Here is an 18,408-nt window from a genome sequence, read left to right as displayed (position 1 = left end):
ACACCTCACCCTGGGGCCGGCCCTTCGGAACTGGTGTCAACAAGGATGACAAGCAACTGCAGACAGCCGCTGCGTTCGCCGGCCTCGAATGACACCATCGCACTCACGCACCACATTCCTTCTGCTGACCCTCCACGCGGTACTGGACGTACGCCTGCCCGACGCCAAAGAGCAGCTCCGCAGCCCGGACCCCGCCACGACGCGATCCGCATGGCCGGAGAACTGATCATGGCCCCTCGGGTCGGCCTGGACCTCTGGAAGGGTGCAGCCCTGAAGGATGAGCGGGCCGGACTTGGTCTACCCCGCCCCTGGGGAACCGCCACTGTGCAAGGGACCTTGTGCGCGAGGACGGGGCAGAGAGTCTGTCTGCCCGGTCGAAGGCCCTTCGTCAATCTCTAGTGCAGCGCCTCGTTGATCCTGCGGGGGTCAGGCTGCCTTGAGCGGGGTGCCGTCGTAGGTCCAGCGGAACGGGCAGCCCTGGTCGTCGTAGGCGAGGGTGAAGTCCCTGATCTGGTCGATCAGTCCTGGCGGGAAGTGAACTCGCCACGGTGTAGGAGGCGGCGGCGGGCCAGGATAGAGAAGAAGATCTCGACTTGGTTGAGCCAGGAGGCGTGCTTGAGAGTGTGGTGCACGGCGAACCGTGGGTGTGCCTCCAGCCAGGCCCGGGTGGCCTTGGACGTGTGCGAGGAGCCGTTGTCCATCGCCGGGTGGATGGTCAGGTCCGGGGCGATGCTGTGATCGAGCAGGCGTAGGAACCGGATGAAGGTGGCCGAGTCGTTGCGGGCGATGCTCTCGATCAGAACCTGTCCGGTGTGGATGTCCAGGGCCGCGACGATGGATGCGGTGCCGTGCCGGCGGTACTCGAACTCGCGGCGCTTGACGTCGCCCCGGCGGGCGGTGCGCGTCGGGTGTCGGCGGGAGCGGGCCTGCATCGCGGTCTTCTCGTCCACGCTGAGCACCACCGATCCGGGCGGACAGTGCAGGTGGAGCGCGCAGAGCTCGGCCGCTTTGAGGAAGAAGTCGGGGTCCTCGGGCGGGTGAGCCAGCCGCGCACGAGATGGGGCTTGAGGTCCAGGTCGGCCAGGATCCGTCCGACCTGGGAGGCGGAGGTCCCGGTGGCGGGCAGGTGCTGGGCGATGGCGCGATGGGGCCAGTGGCTCTCGGTGGCGGGCCTGGCCCAGGTCACCGTGGCAACGATGGCCAAGTGCACATCGGGTCCATAGCGGCGGGGGCGGCCCGGTCGGGGCCGGTCCTCAAGCGCGGCCAGGCCCTCGGCGGCCAGCCGTCTGCGCCGGCGCCGAACGGTGTCCAGGTGCAGGCCCAGCGTCCGCGCGATCACGGCGTCGGCGGTGCCGGCGGCGGCCAGAGCAGTGCGCGCACGCTGGACGCGCCGCAGCGGGCGGTTCGCCAGCGCCAACTCCTCCAGCAGTTCTCGCCGGCCGTTGTCCCAGATCACTGTGAACGGACTGCTCACCGCCGTGCCCCACCCCCGGCGTCCATGGTCATGGCGGTCAGTGTCGCGCGCCGTATACGTCATCGGGGCTGCTGTCCGCTTGCTGGACCGGACGGCTGGCAGGATGGTTCCATGGCGAACACCCGCAGCAGCGTCCACCGGATCAAGGTCACCCTACGCGGGTCCAAGCCCCCGATCTGGCGCCGCCTGGAGGTTCCCTCCACCGGCACCCTGCAGCAGTTGCACCGCATCGTGCAGGAAGCCTTCGGCTGGCAGGGCTACCACCTGTGGGTCATCGAGACCCCGTGGGGGGAATTCGGCATATCGGATCCCGAGTTGGGCCACCGCAGCGCTGCCGCGAAGAAGCTCCGCGACGTCGCCCGGGCAGGCGACCGGCTCCGCTACACCTACGACTTCGGCGACGCCTGGGAGCACGACATCCTCGTCGAGGCCGTTTACGCCGCCGAGCCCGGCACTGCCTACCCGCACTGCCTGAGCGGCCGTCGCGCCTGCCCACCGGAGGACTGCGGCGGTATGTGGGGCTACGAGGAACTCGTCGAGATCCTCGCCGACCCTGCCCACGACGAGCACGACGAGCGGCTGGACTGGCTCGGCCTCGACTCCGCCGAGCAGTTCGACCCGACGGCCTTCGACCTCGCCGCCGTCAACGCCGCCCTGGCCGCCGCTTCGGCAAAGAAGGTGGACCAGTGAAGCCGGCGGTTCGCCGTGTGGTCAACGACGTCCTGGTCGAGGGAACGGACGACTTCGTATCCCTCCACCACCTGGTTTGGTACTCGCGGGTCGCGGCGGAAGAGCAGCAGTCGGACCCACCGCGAGCTTGTATCCGACGCCGCCCGGGCCCTGCTCGAAGGTGGCCTGGCCAAGATCGGCAACCCCTGCGAACGGATCATCCCGTGGCCAGGCACCCCCGAACAGGTCACGAGCCGACTGATGTCCCAGTGCGTGGCATTCGACTGGCAGCCGATGGGTGACGGCTGCTGGATCGAGAACACGCCAGCGGGAGACGCATGGGCCGAACACCAAACAGAACAGCAGTGAACAGCCCAAGCACCAGTCAAACCCCCGCAGGATCAACGCGGTGCTGCACTAGGTTGGTCGGGTGACTCTCCTTGATGATGTGGCCGAGCGCGACGGCTGGCGGTGCTGGGTGTGCGACGAACCGGTCAATCCCGACATGTCGGTGAACGACCCGCGGGGGCCCAGCGTTGACAGCCGGACCGCCGACCGGAAGGCCAAGGTCGCCGAGCGGCTCGCGCACCGCGGGTGCAACACCCGCAAGGGCGCGGTCAAAGTGGTCATCGCCTGGCCGGACCGCCTGTACGTGGTCGACCCCGCGCCGCTGATCACCGTTGCCGAAAGGCTGGAGCGCAAGGGGGGCCGCGAGATGGTGGGCCGTTGTCCGAACAGGCAGGACGCCCAAGAGGCGGCGGATTGGCTGGTGGATCGGTTCTCCCGCCTGGTACCGGGGCTGCCAGTGACCGCCGCCATCGAAGCGGGCGGCGGCCAGTTCCTCGTCACCTTGGCCACCGGCCGCCGCTGACCGGGGATCATCAGCGCACACTCGCGTCGAACTGAACCGTTGGCCCACATCGACCTGCCCTGACACAAGCCGACCCACGGGCGCGTGGCGGACCGCGGCCGGGTGGCCGGCGGGGAGGCCGGGCCGACCCGCCGGGGACCACCGTGAATGGTGGCGGCCAACGGCTTCCGGCAGCGCCCGGTCGGCCTGCCCCGGACACAGCTGTGTGCCTGGGGCCTGCTGTCGACTCTTGCCCACCTGCAACGCGCCGACGACGCCGACCGGGCCTGCGCACAGCGTTGGCGGAACTGGAAGCCGACCCATCCGGCACCGCGCCGGGCAGGCTCGGGTTCGACGACCCCGAGCTCAACCTCCACCAGGCCGAAGCCGACCTCGCCCTCGGACACCACCAACAGCCCCGCGCTCGCGCCGAAGCTCCGCAGCCGCATGCCCCGACCGAACAGCTCCGTGCCCTGCCCGCAGCCATCGACCACCACGGACACGCCCTCTGAACTGAAACAGGGCGCCCACGGATCAGGCCAGCCACTGAGCCTCTTCCAACCTGATGTTCCGGAGCGTGAGTTGGTCGGCTGTACAACATGACGAAGCTCCTGGATTCACGACCAAGATCACCCGTGTCGGCCAGGAGCTTCGCGTGCTTGTCTACCCGTCGTCGATCGATCTGTCCAGCCGCACACTTGGGTTTTACGTTACAGAACGAACCGGAGGGATTCGCGGAGATGTTGCGCTTTCATCGTGAACCTCCTCCCGGGGTCAGGGCTTTACTCAGTCTTACATTTGGGGGAAATCGCAATGAAGAAGTCCTCGCGTAAGGCAGTTGTATATCTTTTAGCCGCTCCTGCGACCATGGCGCTGAGCGGGATTACGGAAACTGCGTATGCCACCGAAGGTGATGATGCGTCGGTACTCACTGCTGGATGCCCCAGTTACGAGCGGTTCAACAACAATTACGTTTGCACCTCCCTGTCGAGTGGCGCCCTCTTCCACCCGAAGGGTCATTCGGGCGCCACGGCGACCTCAACAGCTACGAAGTACACGAAGTTGAGTGGATCCAGCATTACTGCCAAGCTCGGGTACACCTACAAGGGCACGACCTACTGGGGAGGCACCTTCACTCAGGCCTCCGGTACGACAAAGACCAACACTTGGACTCGTAACGACTACGACTGGGTCTGTAACTCCACCTTCATGAATGTCTCTGGCCAGGGTAACTTCCAGACCCCTGTCGCCAGTTGCTGACGTAATGGGCTGGGGTGCCTCCCCGGATGCGGGGAGGCACCCCTCTCTTCCTATGAATAATTGGGGTGAACCTCGGCCCGAACCTCACCTACGTCGGCTCGCTCGCCACCCTGCTCTGGCGCCGCATCCTGCACACCCACGGCGCCGCGCCCGACCTCGGCCACTTCACCCGGCTCGGACTGCTGACCGTACCGGCGACGCTCGCCGTGTCGACGGTCGTGCTGTGGGGTGCGCCGCAGCTGATCGGAGTGTGACCAGGTGCGGGGCGCGGTTGGACTTTCCTGGCCGACCTGTTGGACGTTCACCACCGAGCCGTACGGAATCCCTCCCGGCGTCACCTGGCTTGATTAGTCTCCGGGCTGAACGACACGACTCGGGAGGCTCGCTTGACCACGGACATTTCACGGCGCCGGCTCTTCGCGCTCGGCGGCGGTGCACTCGGCGTCGCGGCTGCGGGGTCGCTGCTTCCGCCGTCACTGCAGGTCGCGATTGCCGCGCAGCCGGCACATTCGGCGGGGTCCGGTGGCGGTGACGGGCTCGGAGCCATCAAGCATGTGGTGATCCTGATGCAGGAGAACCGTTCCTTCGACCATTACTTCGGGACGCTCCGGGGAGTGCGCGGCTTCGGCGACCGCAACGCCGTCGAGCTGCCCTCCGGCAAGCCGGTCTTCGAGCAGCCCGCGCTGCTGGGCACCTCTGTGCTGCCGTTCCCGGTGCGGGGCGCTGCCGAGACGCAGAAGAAAGAACTCCAGTACATCGGCGCGCTCGACCACTCCTGGAGCGGTGGCGGGAAGGCATGGGCCGGGGGGTGGATGAACGGCTGGGTGACTGCGAAGACGGCCGCCACCATGGCGTACTACGACCGCCGTGACATCCCGCTGCACTACGAACTGGCCGACACCTTCACGGTCTGCGACGCCTACCACTCCTCCATCCACACCTCGACCAGCCCCAACCGCAACCACCTGTGGAGCGGGAAGACGGGCAACGAGGCGAACGGCAAGCGGGCCGTCGGGAACGACGCGTACAACGAGGGCACGCACCCCGGGTACGACTGGGGCACGTACGCGGAGCGGCTGGAGAAGGCCGGGCGCAGCTGGCGCACGTACACCGAGTGGGAGAACTTCACCGACAACCAGATCGAGTTCTTCGCCACCTTCAAGGCGATCGCCCGCAAGGCGTTGGCGCAGACCGGCGGCCATACATACATGGAGTCGTTCTACTCGGCGGTACGGGACGCGGACGCCACGGAGCGGGAGCGGCTGTTCGGTCTGCTCGAAGAAGGTGTCGCCACCCTGGACAAGGCTGAGCGCAGCCTCTTCGAGCGTGCGTTGCGCCGGGTGGAGACCGGAAAGCTGGCCGATGAGTTCGCCAAGGACGTGGCGGCGGGCACGCTGCCCGAGGTCTCCTATCTGGTGCCGTCGGCCGTCGACTCCGAGCACCCGAGCGTCTCCTCGCCGATCCACAGCGCGACGATCGTCTACAAGGTCCTGGACGCGCTGGGCAAGCACCCCGATGTGTGGCGGCACACCGCCGTCCTCATCAACTACGACGAGAACGACGGCTTCTTCGACCACGTGCCGCCGCCGGTCGCACCGCCCGAGGTGGCCGAGGAGCAGTGGGAGGGCAAGCCCACCGGTCTCGGGATCCGGGTGCCGCTGCTCGTCGTGTCGCCGTGGACCGTGGGCGGCTACGTCTGCTCCGAGGTCTTCGACCACACCTCTGTGATCCGCTTCCTGGAGCGCTGGACCGGCGTGAAGGAACCGAACATCAGCGACTGGCGGCGCACCGCCACCGGCGATCTGACCTCGGCCTTCGACTTCGAGCGCGCGCGGCGCCGGCCCAAGGTCGAGCAGCCCGGTGCCATCCCGCCGTTCAGCGGACGCTGGGCGCCGAAACCGCCGCTCGTGCAGCACATGCCCGTACAGGAGTCCGGGGCCCGCCCGGCCCGCGCGCTGCCGTACCAGCCGGACGCCCAGGCGAAGCTGGTGGACGGGGCGGTGCAGGTGGCCCTGAGCAACACGGGGCGCTCGTCCGCGCACTTCGCGCTGTATCCGTACGCGGGGGAGTTCCCCGTACCGCAGCACCGGGATGTAAAGGGCACGGCGCAATGGACGGTGCCCCTTACCGGTGCGGCGTACCGGTTCACGGTGACAGGCCCGAACGGCTTCCGGCGCGAGTTCGCCGGGCCCGCGAAGGACGGCGCTTCGGCCGGGGCCGAGGTCGCCTCGCGGGTCGACGCGCATGAGCGGGATCTGCATCTCACCCTGCGCAACACGGGGCGGACGACGCTCACCTTCACCGTACGGCCGCTGGGCTACGTCGAGGAGGCGGACCTGCGGGACTGGACCAGGACCGTCAAGGTCAAGCCGGGACGCAGCCGTACGGTCGTGCACTCGGCGGCCGACGCACACGGCTGGTACGACCTGTCCGTCACCGTCAACGGGGACGATGTCTTCCGGCGACGGCTGATGGGGCACATCGAGAACGGCCGGGCGAGCGTCTCCGGCTGACGGGCCGCCCCGGCAGGCCCTGCATTACGTACGGGAGTTCGGCGCCCACCGGAACCGCCGCGGCGCGGCCGGCATTTCCTTGATCATGACTGAACTGATCGAGAGATGGGCCGGAGTCACGGCGGGCGCCGCCCCCGAGGAGGCGGACCCCGTCGTCCTGGAGTGCGCCCGCCTGCTCGCCGCCGAACCGGACGGCGAGCAGGCGGTCCTGCTGACCTTCGGTCTGGTGAACATGGCGCGGTACGTCCTCGGGCGACGCGACGCCCCCGTCGAGCGGGCCGTGGTGGACGCGCTCGGCGCCGCCGTCGAGGCCATGGACGAGCAGCACCTCCAGGCCGGCGGGTGCGGGCACGCGGCTCATCCGTGCACCGGGAGCCTGGAGGAGTGGGACACGGACGCGGACGCGCTGCTCGGCGCGCCGGAGGTCCAGGTTCCGCTCGCTGAGTGGGACGGGCCCGAGGCCTGCCCCGCAACGCCGCCGGATGGGCGCGGACAGCCGCCGATGTGATCCTGCCGGGCAGCACGGACGGCGTCCCCGAGATCATCCCGGAAGGCCACCGGGCAACATCCGCAGCCTGGGCAGTGTGCTCAACGACTATCCGAACGGTGATCCGTTCTGGGACCTGGAGATCCACGCCACGCCGCCCAGCAGCTTCTCCCGAGCCTCTCTCGCCGGTTATGTCGTCGTCGCCCATGCGAACTGCTGGTACGCGGGGTCGGGTTGCCGGACGGTCGTCGGCCTGACGTCTCGCCGCACATCATCAGCGCGACGGCCGGTCGGCGCATGCGCGTCCGTCTCACGCCGAGCCGTAGACCTCGCGCACGTTGTCGCGGGGTGCCGGCCTGGTCTTCGCGGCCGGTCCCTCCGCGAAGGCCCGGAGCAGGTTCTCGGTGGTGCGGGTCACGAAGGCTCCGGTGCGCGCGTCCATGCCGTGGTTGCGGCCGTTCTCCCCCGTCCCGGCCATGAGGCCCTCGACCCACCGCATCGTCCCGGACGCGAAGACGCCCGCCCCGCTCGGCACCGTGTAGTACGCCGAATCGGAGTGGCTTCGCCTGCCGTTGCAGACCAAGGAGGAGTGGGCGATGATCTCGATCGGCGCGTCCGGAAGTGCTCCCGGGGTGACACGGTCGTACTCGACGCCGACGAGGTGGGGGAAGGAGTCGCCCTGCTTCACTCCAGTGCCCGCGAAGAGCCAGTGACCGGCGTTGCGTACGACATAGGGAGCGTTTGTGGGATAGCCCTCGTAGAGGACTCCCGTCAAGGACGATTCCGGGTCGGGATCGGGTACCTGACGGAAGTCGGTGGTCACCAGGGCGCCGTGGCGGGGATACAGGGGATCGTGGCGGTAGTCGGTCTTGTAGCAGACCACGGTGCGGTCCCCGTCCTCGATCCTGATCCGGCGAAAGCAGGTGTTGGCGCCGAGGAAGGCCAGGTTGGTGCCGGCGTCGCGGGCCCGGGTCATGGACTGCCGCTGCTGGGGTGTCCAGTACTCGTCGTGGCCGAGCGTGACCGCGGACACGGCACTCCGCAGCACCGCAGGATCGCGGTGGATGTCGATGCCGGTGGTGTACGCCAGCGGTATGCCCAGCCGCTCCGCGAGGACGACCATGGCCCGCTCGTACACCAGGAACTTCTCGGCTCCGTTGCTGTCGTACGGCCGGGCGAAGGAGACGGCCAGGGCACGCGTCCCGTACGACGCGCCGGCGCCCTCGTAAAGGCTGTAGCCGCCCCACTGGTTGTACGCCTGCCAGGTCGCCGGCGCATGGATCAGCAGGGTCTTCCCCCTGGCGTTCGCCGAGCGAACGATCAGGGGGACGTATCGCTGGTGACCGTTCTCCGCGTCGAGGCGGAGCAGGTAGGCACCCTCCGGCCAGCCGTCGGTGTGTACGAGGACCGTACGCTTCCAGTCCGCCCGCACCGTACGCGTTCTGGGAGCCAGACCCGGCTCTCCCTGGATGCGCCCGGCCACCCTGCCGGAGTGCCAGACCAGGCGGGCCTGCGCGCCTTTGTACCAGCCCATCCGGTACGCCGAGACACGGAACCCCGGCGCAGTGGTGGACACGTACAGCCCGAAGTCCTCGCCCGGCAGAACGCTCACCTTGTCGGTATAGCCGAGCGCGGCCTCGGGCGGACCCGCCGAACGGATGCGCCAGCCGGAGTCGCCCGGACGGGAGGCCTCGGACGGGCCGGCCGACGCGCCCGGGTCGCCGCCGGACGCCATGTCGCAGCCTGCCAGCATCGTGCCCGCGGCCCAGACCCCGGCCGCCGCGGTCGCCCCGAGGAACCGCCTGCGGTCCAGGCCTGTGCCGTCACCACCGCCCCCGGCGCGTTCTCGCTCCGCGTCCATCGGAACATCCATCGGATCCGTCCCACGTGTCAGAGGCCTCGCGTGCTCTTGCCGCAATCGTGGTCGAGCACCGCGCCTCCGGCCACCAGGGAGGGGCCGGATGCCCGGCCGGTCCCGCAGCCTTCCGGGTGCATCGACCGCCCGGGTTCGAGCGTTCGCGCAGCGGTGGGGAACGATGTCCGGTGAGACGGGAAATGATCTCCGACGGGCTTCATCGCCGCACCTCGCACCCACTCGTGAACACCCGCAGCCTGACCAACCAGGCGGACGCCCTGGCCGTGCTCACCGCCAGGGCCGGGCGGCGCATCACCGCGTCCGACGTCGGATGGGACCTACATCGTCCTCGGAATCGTCACCATCACCTCGACACGCCCGGAGACGCCCGGAGACGCCCCCCGGAGGCTCTGCTCCACGAAATCAGCCAGGGAGACATCATGGACCGCCGAAACCTGCTCATGCTCACCAAAGCGGCAGCCACCGCGCCCGCTCTCACACTCCTGCTCGGCCCGATAGCGCGCCAGCGCCGCGCCAGCTGCCACGCGCCTGAACGAGAAGCTCGTTCGCTCGATCGAAAGCGCCGTCCGGGACCTCCGGGAGATGGACGACTCCACCGGGAGCGCCAGCGGCGACCTCACCTGGGGCCTCGGCATCTGGCAGAGCACTTCCCGGGTGGTGTCGACTGGATGCTCTTCGACGCACGCCAACACCCTCAGGCTCAGCGCGTCTACCACACGGGGATTCGGCTGGCCCGCGAGGCCGGAACATCACTGACCACCCGTCACTCAACAACGAACCTCGTTACCTCCGCCGCGTATAGGCCGCGTGGCTGGGCCACCACAACGACGCTGCCGCGCTCCTGGACATCGCCGCGCGGACGCCGGAGCTGCCGTCCGCTGTGGCCGCCGTGATCGCCGAGCGGCGTATATACGCCGCAGGGCAGCGGCACGATCCTGAAGCGGTCCTCCGGTTCCGGACGCGTCGGCTCGTCAGGTCCGGGCAGTCGCGGGCACGGCCTGCCGGGCCGCCCGCTCCACCAGTGAGATGCCGTCGCTCATCGACGCACTGCCGTCCGACAGTACGGCGACGAGGTAGCGGTGTCCGTCCGCAGTGACCCGGCCGACACTGTTGACGTCCCAGAGCCCGGAGGCAGTGCGCTGCAGCCAGCCGTTCTTCAACGCATACTCGGCGCCGGAGGCTTTCGATACACCCCACGCCTGGTCGCTCGCGACACGGCTCATAAGGGTCTGGATGTAGGCCTGGGATTCCTTGTTCAGCGGGGAGTCGGTCTTCGACGTCGCAGCGCTGTCGAACACGGTGAGCAGGAGCCTGATCTGATCACTCGCCGTCGTCCGCGTCAGCCCCCACTTCGTACCGGGGCCGCCCTTGGTCGAGGCCAGTCCCAGGCGCTTGTTGGCCGCGTCCAAGCCCGGTGCCCGGCCGATCTCGCTCCACAGGGCGTTCGCCGCCGCATTGTCGCTGTTCCGGATCATCGGTTCGGCTAGCGCGCGTTCCTGGACCGTGAGATGCCGGCCCGCGTCCTGTGCCTGCAGCAGCAGCGCCGCGAGAATGTCGACCTTAACGATGCTGGCGGTGTCGTAAGGGGCGTCCTCGCCATACAGCAAAGGCTTCCGGCTCCCGCCGTCCAGACTGAGCACCGCCGCTGTCACACGCGGCTTGCTCTGAGGCTGCACCGCGGCGTTGACGCCAGCCGTGGCACGGGTCTGCTCCGACGGCGCGGGCGCGGCGGCAGCGGGCGCCGCGTGCAGCGCGGCGAGGGAGAAGAGGGATGTCACCGAAGCCAGGAACACACCGGCGCAGGCGCCGGCACGGCTACCTCGGTGCCTGGCTGAGGTCTTCGAATGCGGTATGGAATGCGAGTAGGGCATGGTCAGGCAGGCCTCGGCAATAGGTCACTAAAATGGAATTGCATGGCGAAAGTAGACGAAAAGCGTGCCAGGTGAAGTAACCCTCGTCACTCATGACCCGTTTCGACCCGAATTGTGATTAGACCCACAGGCGGTTCGGCATCGAGCACACCTTCAGAATGATCAAGCAGACGCTCGACTGGACCGCGCCACGTGTCCGTCACCCCGCCACGAACGGCCCGTGGACCTGGCTGATCGTCACCGCACACACCCAACTCCGCCCGCCCACTCGCCGAGGACCTACGCCAACTCATGCAGGGCGAGGCTGGCGACCCGGGCCCGCTCGTACCGGGACGACCCACGCGGCGGCTTCCCGTCAGTACCCGCGATACACCAGCGGATGAGCCAGGCGAAGTCCGTCGAGCGCGGTCTTCAGGGAGGTCACTCTTGCTGGGTACGTCGCTTTGTCGGTGAGTTCGACGCGGTTTTGGCCGGTCGCTCCAGCGAGCGTATGGCAGGCGTGGGCGAACTGGGTCGCGGCGGTCCGTCCGGCATCGGGGACAAGGTCGACTTGCAGGACAGTGAGGGTGCCGGCGCGGCGGCCGAGGTCGGCGCGTCCGACCAATTGCCCGTGGTGGCCCCGCGTGGTCAGCTGCTGATCGCGCTCACCTTCACCATCGAGAAGGGACGGATCGCCGCGTACGAGGTGATCGCCGACCCCGCACGCCTCCGCCGACTCGACCTCGCCGTTCTGAGGAATGAGCCCAGTCGGCAGCGATCCTCATCGTTGCTGCCGCGCCGGTGCACACGGAATCCGGGGACCGTCGTCGTCGGCGGTCGTGCCGAGCGGGCCACCGCAGGCACCTCCCCGCGCGTCCCGGACCCGCCCCCGCGAGGGTCCGGGACGCGCGGGGGCGGTCAGCTCGCCTGCCGCTTCCAGGCGGCCTTGCGTGCCGCCTCAGGAGGCCTGTCCCGCCTTGTCGGCGACGCCGTGCTCGATCTCGGCACTGCTCGACAGGAGGGTTCCCGACTCTCCCCACGGGGTGTCCTTCGTCAGGTAGTTGCGGGAGCCGAGGAAGGAGTAGTCATCCTTGTCGAAGACCCACTCGCTGCGGTTGCCGTACCGGGTGTCCTCGCGGACGATGCCGAGGCCGCTGCGGCCGATCGCGTCCTTGGCGTCCGGGACTTCTTGGACGCCCGGGATCTTCGCCGCCGCCTGGTAGAGGGCCGCGGCCGTCTTCGGCGGCACCAGTCCCCCGAGCCAGGAACCGATCTGCTCGAAGACGATCTGATCGGTTTCCTGGTCGGGGTCCTTCGTGACGTGGGCGTACAGGTAGGCCAGGAGTTCGTCGGGGTCGGTGGAAAGCGTGGCGAGCCAGTTGTAGGTGGGGCGGTCCAGCCCGGCGGGAGTGCCGTTGTCGTCGCCCAGCGGGGCGTTGATGACGCTGTCCTCGCCGTCGGCCCGGACCAGGCCGAGCTTCTTGAGCGGGCGCGGGTCCTGCGCCGACCAGACCTGCTCCTCGTGCAGCGGGCTCAGCACGGCCTTGCCGCTGGTGATATCGGCCTCCTGGATCTTGGAGCGGGTGTAGAGGAACTGGTCGTCGCGTACGACGGGGGCATCACTCGCGAGGGCGACGGTCGAGAGGCGGTGCAGCAGGCCGCCCGCGCCCCGGACCGCCGGGGCGGACGAGGTGGCCGCCGTGGTGCCGTGGTCGTCGCCCGTGCTGAGGGCGATGCCTCCCGCGAGTACCCCGGCCAGCGCCACCGCCGACACGGGAACGAGGAGGGCCGGGCGCAGGAGACCGCGGGCCGGACGGGGAGCGGCGGCGGCCGGACGGTCGCGACGGGGGGCGGTGGCCTGGTCGGCGTCGATGCGGTTCATCAGGATTTCTTTCTGGCGACGGAATTGCTCGGGCGACAGGTCCTCGGTCACCGGAGCCGGAAGCAGCCGGGCCAGGTGCTGGCCGTCGTCGTTCCCGTCCTTCTGAGGAGGGGCGGCGTCTTCGCGGTTCATCGGGTTTCCTCCCGCACGGGCAGAGCCGCGAGTGCGGCTGTATTCATTACCTCTCCGCGGGCCCTCGTGGGTTCCGCTTCCTCGCTGGGGAGTTCCGCAACCTGCGCGAGCCGCGCAAGCTTCTTGCGGGCCCGCGAGAGACGCGAGCGCACCGTGCCCACCGGGACGCCGAGCGCTTCGGCCGTCTGCTGGTAGTCCAGCCCGGACCACACGTGCAGGGACAGCACTTCCCTTTCTTGGCGGCGCAGTTGGCCGAGCGCCACTGAGACCGCCTGGAGATAGCGCCGGTCGTCGAGCCGAGACGCGGTCTCGCCCGAGAAGTCGGCCACGGCGGCGGGCGCCGGCTGACGGGCAAGGAAGGCGAGCCGGCGCCGCAGTCCCCGCCGGGTGTTCTCGCACTTGTGCGTGGCGATGCCGAGGAGCCACGGCAGCGCGGAACCCCGGCCCTCCTCCAGCCGCTCCCACCCCTGCCAGGCGGCGAGGAAGGTCTCGCCCATGACGTCCTCGGCGGCCGACCAGTCACCCGTAAGGCGCAGCGCGTGACGGTAGACGGCGTGGGCGTACCGCTCGTACAGCCCGGCGAACGCCTCGCGGTCCCCCGCGCGCAGACGTCGGCGCACATCGTCGTTCTCCGGGCTATCCGAGTTTTCCGGGGCCTCTGACTCTGGTGGTTCCCTCACACTCAGTATCTCTCCGCGACCACGCCCCAGTTCCTGTGACCTGCGCCACAGCCGGGCGGGTGGACAGACGGGCCGGGTTACCGCCCACCGGGAGAGAGGGTACTGAGGGGTGCTTGTCCCGCGTGAGCCCAGGGGTCGACGCGGGTTTACGCGACGGCGCCCCCCGTCCTGGTGTCCGGCATGGCCGGTGGCGTGGCAGCGCTGCTTCCCCCTCACGAGGGGGGCACCTGGACGCCGGCGGGACGCTGCCCACCCTGGCGGGCAGTGTCGTGCGCCTGGGCGAGGACCTCGGACGGTGACTGGCATCGGTGAGGCTCGGGTGTGAGCAGCTCGGCGGTGGTCGGCCGTGGATGTGCGAGCAGGTACTGGGGATCGAGCCGGCAGGCGAGGACAAGAATCTGAAGCCACGCATCAGCCAAGGCGAGAAATGGGTCATGCACCTGACCGCCGCCCGGCAGCACTTCGAGCGTGACGGGCACATCCGTCTACCTCGCAAGCACGTCGAAACCATCACCGTCAACGGAGACAGCGGTGACCAGAAGCAGCGGCCTCTCAAGCTCGGCGCCTGGGTCGCCAACCAGCGGACCCGGGCAGCGACACTGACACGGAGCGGGCGGAGCGGCTGTCCAAGGTCGGAATGCGGTGGACCGCCGGCGGCATTGCGGGGCCGTTGGTGACGATCACGCAGGTCCAGCCGTCGTCCTGTGTTTCGCTCAGCGCTTCACGGGATGAGTGCGCCAGGACGGCATGGTCGGCGACGCCGATGTCGAGAAGGGCGCGGACAGCCGTGGTTGGCACGGCGTCGCCGTATCTGTCGGTCAGCCGAGGCGACTTCGTGCAGCGCGGAGTAGCCGCTGGCGTATCGTCGCCACTCGCGTGAGGTCGGAATCGGGCAGGCCGTGCTGGGCAAGGAAGTCGGCGACGGCAGCACGGAAGGCCACATCGCGGTCGACCAGGGTGTTGTCGAGGTCCAGCAGTAGCAACTGCATGGCCAGCTCACATCTCCGCACCCCGGCGCCCGTCCCGCGACAGCGTCAGCGTCGCGCCCGCCGTCAGTACGAGCCCGGCCGCCGCGAGCAGCACGCTCCACCGCATGCCAGCCAGGAACGTGTCCGCTCCCGCCAGCAGCGCTCCGAAGACTGCCACCGCGATCGCGCCGCCGACCTGGCGGCCGGTGTTGAGTACGGCAGAGGCGGTACCCGCCCGTTCCGCGGGCACCGCGTCCAGCATCATCGCGGTCAGCGCCGGCACGGTCAGCGCCCCGCCGAGGCCGACCGGCACCATCAGCGCCGCCACCGCCCATATGTTGGTGTGCGCGCCGATGGTGAGCAGCGCCAGTAGCCCGGCTGTCCCGATCAGTTGTCCCGCCACCATCGGCACGCGCGGGCCGAACAGCTCGGCCAGCTTCGCCGAGGCCAGGTTCACCACTGCGACCAGTGCCGTCATCGGAATGAACATCAGGCCCGCGTGCAGCGCGGTCTGCCCGCGCTCCTGCTGTAGGTACAGGCTGAAGACGAAAACCCCACCGTAGTAGGTGGCGTTGAGCATGAAGCCGACCATCAAGGACACCGCCACCACCCGCGATCGGAACAGCGGCAGCGGGAGCATCGGGTGCGCGCCCCTGCCCTGCGCGGCCAGGAAGGCGGCTGCTGCGGCCGCGGCTACCAGCAGTGACGCCACCACGAACGGCTGGCCGAAACCCTCGGCGCCGCCCTCGATCACGCCATACGTCAACGCGCCCATCGCGACCGCCGCTGTCACCTGCCCGATTGCGTCGAGCCGGGCGGGCAGCCGCGGGGAGGCGGGTACACGGGTAAGCAGGGCGAGGGCCAGCAGGCTCGCCGGGAGGTTGACGAAGAAGATCCATCGCCAGCCGACGGAAGCGGTGAGTGCCCCGCCGAGCACCGGCCCGGCGGCCACCGCGACCGCGCCGCCCACGGTCCAGATGGCGATGGCCCGAGCCCGCTTCGCCTGGTCGGGAAAGCCCTGCCGGACCAGCGCCAGCGACGTCGGCATCATCACCGCCGCCGCACCTCCCTGAACCAGTCGCGCCGCCACCAGCACGCCGAGGTTGGGCGCCAGGCCGCACGCGGCCGAGGCCAGTGCGAAGAGCACAAGGCCGCCGCCGTACGCCCGCCTGGCCCCGATGCGGTCGGAGAGGGCACCTGCGGAGAGCATCAGGGCGGCGAAGATCAGCGTGTATCCGTCCACGACCCATTGCAGGCCGGACATGCCGCCGCCGAGGCTGCGGCCGATGTCGGGCAGCGCGACCGTGACGATCAACGCGTCCAGAGAGATGAGGAAGAAGCCCAGCAGGGCGGCACCGAGCACCGTCGGGGATCCGCCCCGGGGCGGATCCGGCGTCGTGCCCGCGGTGCGGGCGGCCGGGGAGGACTTGAGCAGGGGTTTCATCAGGACACTCCTGAGGCGTTCTTGAAGGTATGCGGCCGAGTCTGGAAGCCAGGTGGCGACCACGGACAGACCGGCCTGCAGCAGGGAGCCACGTCCCGGGTGCGACAGGGATCCGCCGTCCGGCGTACTGGTATGTGCGGCCAGCCTGCTGTCTGTGCGGGCAGTTGCCGTCACCACAGCTCGCTGTCATCACTGGGCCGGAATGCGCTGGTCGGAGCGCGTCGCGACGATCGCGGTCGGAAGGTGCGCGCCCGACCGCGGCGCCCTTTATGGGCAGTACACCGTCCGCAGCGCCCGCTGCCTGAGTCCCGCCGCGCCTGCGTGGAGACGGTGGGCGGGACGGGGGCGGAGGCGGCTGGAGGTGTCAGTCGTCGAAGTCGGTGGATCGGGTGAGCTTTTCCCAGGAATGGAGTTCTGTGCGGGCCCGGCCGAGGTGGTCGGTGATCGCATCGGCGGCGTCGTTGCCGAGCGGCAGACGCAGCGGCGGTTCGTCGGCGTCCAGAGCGGTGAGGATGGCGGCCGCGGCTTTGGCCGGGTCCCCGGGTTCCTGGCCGCTTCCGCCCGGCAGCCCGGAAAGGACGGGGCCCACGGTGTCCTGGTAGGCGCCCAGGGCCGGGGAGGGCCGCAGTGCTGCGGCGCCGGCGAAGCCGGTACGGAACGCGCCGGGCTCGACGATCAGCACCCGAATGCCGTGCGGGACGACCTCGGCGGCCAACGCCTCGGAGAGCCCCTCCAGGGCGAACTTGGTGGCGCAGTAGGCGCCGACTCCCGCGAAGGCGAACCGGCCGCCCATGCTGGTCAGCTGCACGATGGCGCCCGAGCCCCGGCGGCGCATGTGCGGCAGCACGGCCCGGGTGAGCGCGGCCGGGCCGAAGAAGTGCAGGTCCATCAGGTCCCGCAGCTCCGCGTCGGTGGTCTCCTCGACCGCCCCCACCATGCCGCGTCCGGCGTTGTTGACCAGGATGTCGATCCGGCCGTGCCGGGCTGCCACGCCGTCGACCGCGGCTTGGACGCCCGCGATGTCAGTGACGTCCAGCGGTAGTGCCTCGACCTGGTCCGGGTGCGCAGCCACCAGGTCGTCGAGCAGCGCAGTGCGGCGGGCGGCGGCGACCACGATGTCGCCCGCAGCCACCGCCGCTTCGGTGATCGCCCGGCCGAACCCGCTGCTCGCCCCGGTGACCAGCCATACCTTGTTCATGTTCTTCTCCTTGTGCCAGGTGATCCGCTGCTCTCGGCGGTCCGTGTGTGAACTACCTTGCGGGGCAAACCGGTTGCCCGTCCAAGATCTGCTGTGATAGCCGATGGTTATGGACGTTCACGGACGGGACCTGAGGTATTTCGCCGCAGTGGCCGAGGAGCTGCACTTCACGCGCGCAGCCGAGCGGCTGTACGTCTCGCAGCCTGCACTGAGCAAGCAGATCAGGATGCTGGAGAAACAGGTGGGGGCCGCGTTGTTCGAGCGCAACCGGCGCGAAGTGCGTCTGAGCGCGGTCGGTGCAGCGCTGCTGCCGCATGTTCAGCGCATTCTCGCCGAGTGGGAGGCAGCCCAGGAGGCGGTCGCCCGGGTCGTGGCCGACCAGGCGGCCGTCCTCGTCGTGGGGATGAGTACCAGCCCGGGGCGCGGGGGCGTGCTGCCGGCGATCCGCTCCCGCTTCACCGCCGCACGCCCCGATGCCCGCCTCAGACTTCGCCAGGTCCCCTGGCACGACTCGACCGCCGGGCTCGCCGACGGCACGTGCGACGCGGCGTTCGTCTGGCTCCCGCTGCCCGATCCGGACCGCTACCGGTGGGTGGTGGTCGCCGAGGAACCCCGCTTGGTCGCCATGGCCGATACTCACCCGCTCGCCGACCGGGAGATCATCGACTTCACCGACCTGCGGGACGAGCCGTTCCTCGCTCTGCCCGACAGCGCCGGGCCGCTGCGGGACTACTGGCTTGCCATCGACGCCCGCGGCGGGAAGCCGGCACTCATTGGTGCGGAAGTGGCAAGCACCGAGGAGACGTACGAGGCGCTCGTCGCAGGTCTCGGCGTGGTCCTGCTGGCGGCCGGGAACACCCCGCTGATCACCCTCGGCGGAGTCGTCACCCGTGAGGTGAGGGGTATCTCGCCCAGCCGCTTCGCCCTGGCCTGGCGCGCCGACGACCGCCGCCCGCTGGTGCAGGAGTACGTGCGCGCATGTGAGGTGGCGACCGGGACAACGGACTGAGGCGGGGCGCAGCCGCGCCCTGGCGGAGGTACTGAGGCGGATGGTTCGACGCCGGTGGATCACCACCCAGCACCAGAACTGGCAGACGGCAGACCGCCCGGCAGGAAGAGCAGCGC

18 protein-coding genes and 2 pseudogenes are annotated in these 18,408 nt (G+C 69.5%); 9 read left to right on the top strand and 11 right to left on the bottom strand.

The features are described from left to right. Nucleotides 1-518 precede the first annotated feature (518 nt). A complete protein-coding gene (locus OG322_RS40100; RefSeq protein WP_266413258.1) occupies nucleotides 519-1,046 on the bottom strand; it encodes an IS630 family transposase in 528 nt (175 codons plus the stop codon). A gap of 47 nt (nucleotides 1,047-1,093) precedes the next feature. After that, a pseudogene (locus OG322_RS41855) lies at nucleotides 1,094-1,537 on the bottom strand (helix-turn-helix domain-containing protein); the annotation flags it as partial. 48 nt (nucleotides 1,538-1,585) lie between these two features. On the opposite strand from OG322_RS41855, the gene OG322_RS40095 reads away from it, so the two are divergent. From OG322_RS40095 to OG322_RS40065, 7 genes and pseudogenes are all read left to right on the top strand, one after another. Continuing rightward, entirely contained in the window at nucleotides 1,586-2,164 is a 579-nt protein-coding gene (locus OG322_RS40095; RefSeq protein ID WP_206432452.1) for a plasmid pRiA4b ORF-3 family protein, read from the top strand. A gap of 409 nt (nucleotides 2,165-2,573) precedes the next feature. Continuing rightward, nucleotides 2,574-3,014, top strand: a complete 441-nt coding sequence (locus OG322_RS40090) for a hypothetical protein (protein WP_123465979.1) — start codon at nucleotides 2,574-2,576, stop codon at nucleotides 3,012-3,014. Between the two features lie 278 nt (nucleotides 3,015-3,292). Then, nucleotides 3,293-3,505: a hypothetical protein gene (locus OG322_RS40085; RefSeq protein ID WP_123465977.1), complete on the top strand. Its 213-nt coding sequence runs from the start codon at nucleotides 3,293-3,295 to the stop codon at nucleotides 3,503-3,505. 301 nt (nucleotides 3,506-3,806) lie between these two features. Further along, nucleotides 3,807-4,253: a hypothetical protein gene (locus OG322_RS40080; RefSeq protein ID WP_266412983.1), complete on the top strand. Its 447-nt coding sequence runs from the start codon at nucleotides 3,807-3,809 to the stop codon at nucleotides 4,251-4,253. 56 nt (nucleotides 4,254-4,309) lie between these two features. Further along, nucleotides 4,310-4,507, top strand: a pseudogene (locus OG322_RS40075) (ArsB/NhaD family transporter); the annotation flags it as partial. Nucleotides 4,508-4,639: 132 nt separating this feature from the next. Next, nucleotides 4,640-6,766 carry a phosphocholine-specific phospholipase C gene (locus OG322_RS40070; protein ID WP_329305882.1) on the top strand — a complete coding sequence of 709 codons (2,127 nt, stop codon included), beginning with the start codon at nucleotides 4,640-4,642 and terminating at the stop codon, nucleotides 6,764-6,766. An 85-nt stretch (nucleotides 6,767-6,851) separates the two neighbouring features. Next, nucleotides 6,852-7,274, top strand: a complete 423-nt coding sequence (locus tag OG322_RS40065) for a hypothetical protein (RefSeq protein ID WP_329305883.1) — start codon at nucleotides 6,852-6,854, stop codon at nucleotides 7,272-7,274. A gap of 289 nt (nucleotides 7,275-7,563) precedes the next feature. Here OG322_RS40065 and OG322_RS40060 read toward each other — a convergent pair whose 3' ends face one another. The 6 genes from OG322_RS40060 to OG322_RS40030 form a co-directional block, all read right to left on the bottom strand. Further along, nucleotides 7,564-9,114, bottom strand: a complete 1,551-nt coding sequence (locus tag OG322_RS40060; protein WP_260147218.1) for a N,N-dimethylformamidase beta subunit family domain-containing protein — start codon at nucleotides 9,112-9,114, stop codon at nucleotides 7,564-7,566. A gap of 332 nt (nucleotides 9,115-9,446) precedes the next feature. Beyond that, a complete protein-coding gene (locus tag OG322_RS40055; protein ID WP_329305884.1) occupies nucleotides 9,447-9,845 on the bottom strand; it encodes a hypothetical protein in 399 nt (132 codons plus the stop codon). Nucleotides 9,846-10,100: 255 nt separating this feature from the next. Beyond that, entirely contained in the window at nucleotides 10,101-11,000 is a 900-nt protein-coding gene (locus OG322_RS40050; RefSeq protein WP_123465967.1) for a serine hydrolase, read from the bottom strand. Between the two features lie 937 nt (nucleotides 11,001-11,937). Continuing rightward, nucleotides 11,938-12,993, bottom strand: coding sequence for a CU044_5270 family protein (locus tag OG322_RS40040; protein WP_329305885.1), 1,056 nt, complete (start codon nucleotides 12,991-12,993; stop codon nucleotides 11,938-11,940). After that, nucleotides 12,990-13,613, bottom strand: coding sequence for an RNA polymerase sigma factor (locus OG322_RS40035; protein ID WP_123465961.1), 624 nt, complete (start codon nucleotides 13,611-13,613; stop codon nucleotides 12,990-12,992). The genes OG322_RS40040 and OG322_RS40035 overlap by 4 nt, the downstream gene beginning before the upstream one ends. A gap of 272 nt (nucleotides 13,614-13,885) precedes the next feature. Further along, complete coding sequence (locus tag OG322_RS40030; protein WP_329307815.1) at nucleotides 13,886-14,152, bottom strand: hypothetical protein; 267 nt, start codon at nucleotides 14,150-14,152, stop codon at nucleotides 13,886-13,888. Between OG322_RS40030 and OG322_RS40025 the strand changes: the two genes are divergently transcribed. Then, on the top strand, nucleotides 14,108-14,350 hold the full coding sequence (locus OG322_RS40025; protein WP_266413257.1) for a helicase associated domain-containing protein: 243 nt from the start codon (nucleotides 14,108-14,110) through the stop codon (nucleotides 14,348-14,350). The two genes, OG322_RS40030 and OG322_RS40025, sit on opposite strands and share 45 nt — an antisense overlap. A gap of 141 nt (nucleotides 14,351-14,491) precedes the next feature. Here OG322_RS40025 and OG322_RS40020 read toward each other — a convergent pair whose 3' ends face one another. From OG322_RS40020 to OG322_RS40010, 3 genes are all read right to left on the bottom strand, one after another. Beyond that, the gene (locus tag OG322_RS40020; RefSeq protein WP_266412976.1) at nucleotides 14,492-14,662 is read right to left on the bottom strand and encodes a hypothetical protein; all 171 of its coding nucleotides are present in this window, start codon (nucleotides 14,660-14,662) and stop codon (nucleotides 14,492-14,494) included. A 7-nt stretch (nucleotides 14,663-14,669) separates the two neighbouring features. Beyond that, nucleotides 14,670-16,085 (bottom strand): MFS transporter, encoded by a 1,416-nt coding sequence (locus OG322_RS40015; RefSeq protein WP_329305886.1) that lies wholly within the window; start codon nucleotides 16,083-16,085, stop codon nucleotides 14,670-14,672. A gap of 364 nt (nucleotides 16,086-16,449) precedes the next feature. Further along, nucleotides 16,450-17,283 (bottom strand): oxidoreductase, encoded by an 834-nt coding sequence (locus OG322_RS40010; protein WP_329305887.1) that lies wholly within the window; start codon nucleotides 17,281-17,283, stop codon nucleotides 16,450-16,452. A gap of 103 nt (nucleotides 17,284-17,386) precedes the next feature. Here OG322_RS40010 and OG322_RS40005 point away from each other — a divergent pair, with 103 nt between their 5' ends. Further along, entirely contained in the window at nucleotides 17,387-18,292 is a 906-nt protein-coding gene (locus tag OG322_RS40005; protein ID WP_164494521.1) for a LysR family transcriptional regulator, read from the top strand. Nucleotides 18,293-18,408 lie beyond the last annotated feature (116 nt).

The organism is Streptomyces sp. NBC_01260 (assembly GCF_036226405.1).
GTDB classification, from domain to species: domain Bacteria; phylum Actinomycetota; class Actinomycetes; order Streptomycetales; family Streptomycetaceae; genus Streptomyces; species Streptomyces laculatispora.
Note: the sequence above shows the minus strand (reverse complement) of the source record. Positions and strands in the feature narration are given on the sequence as shown.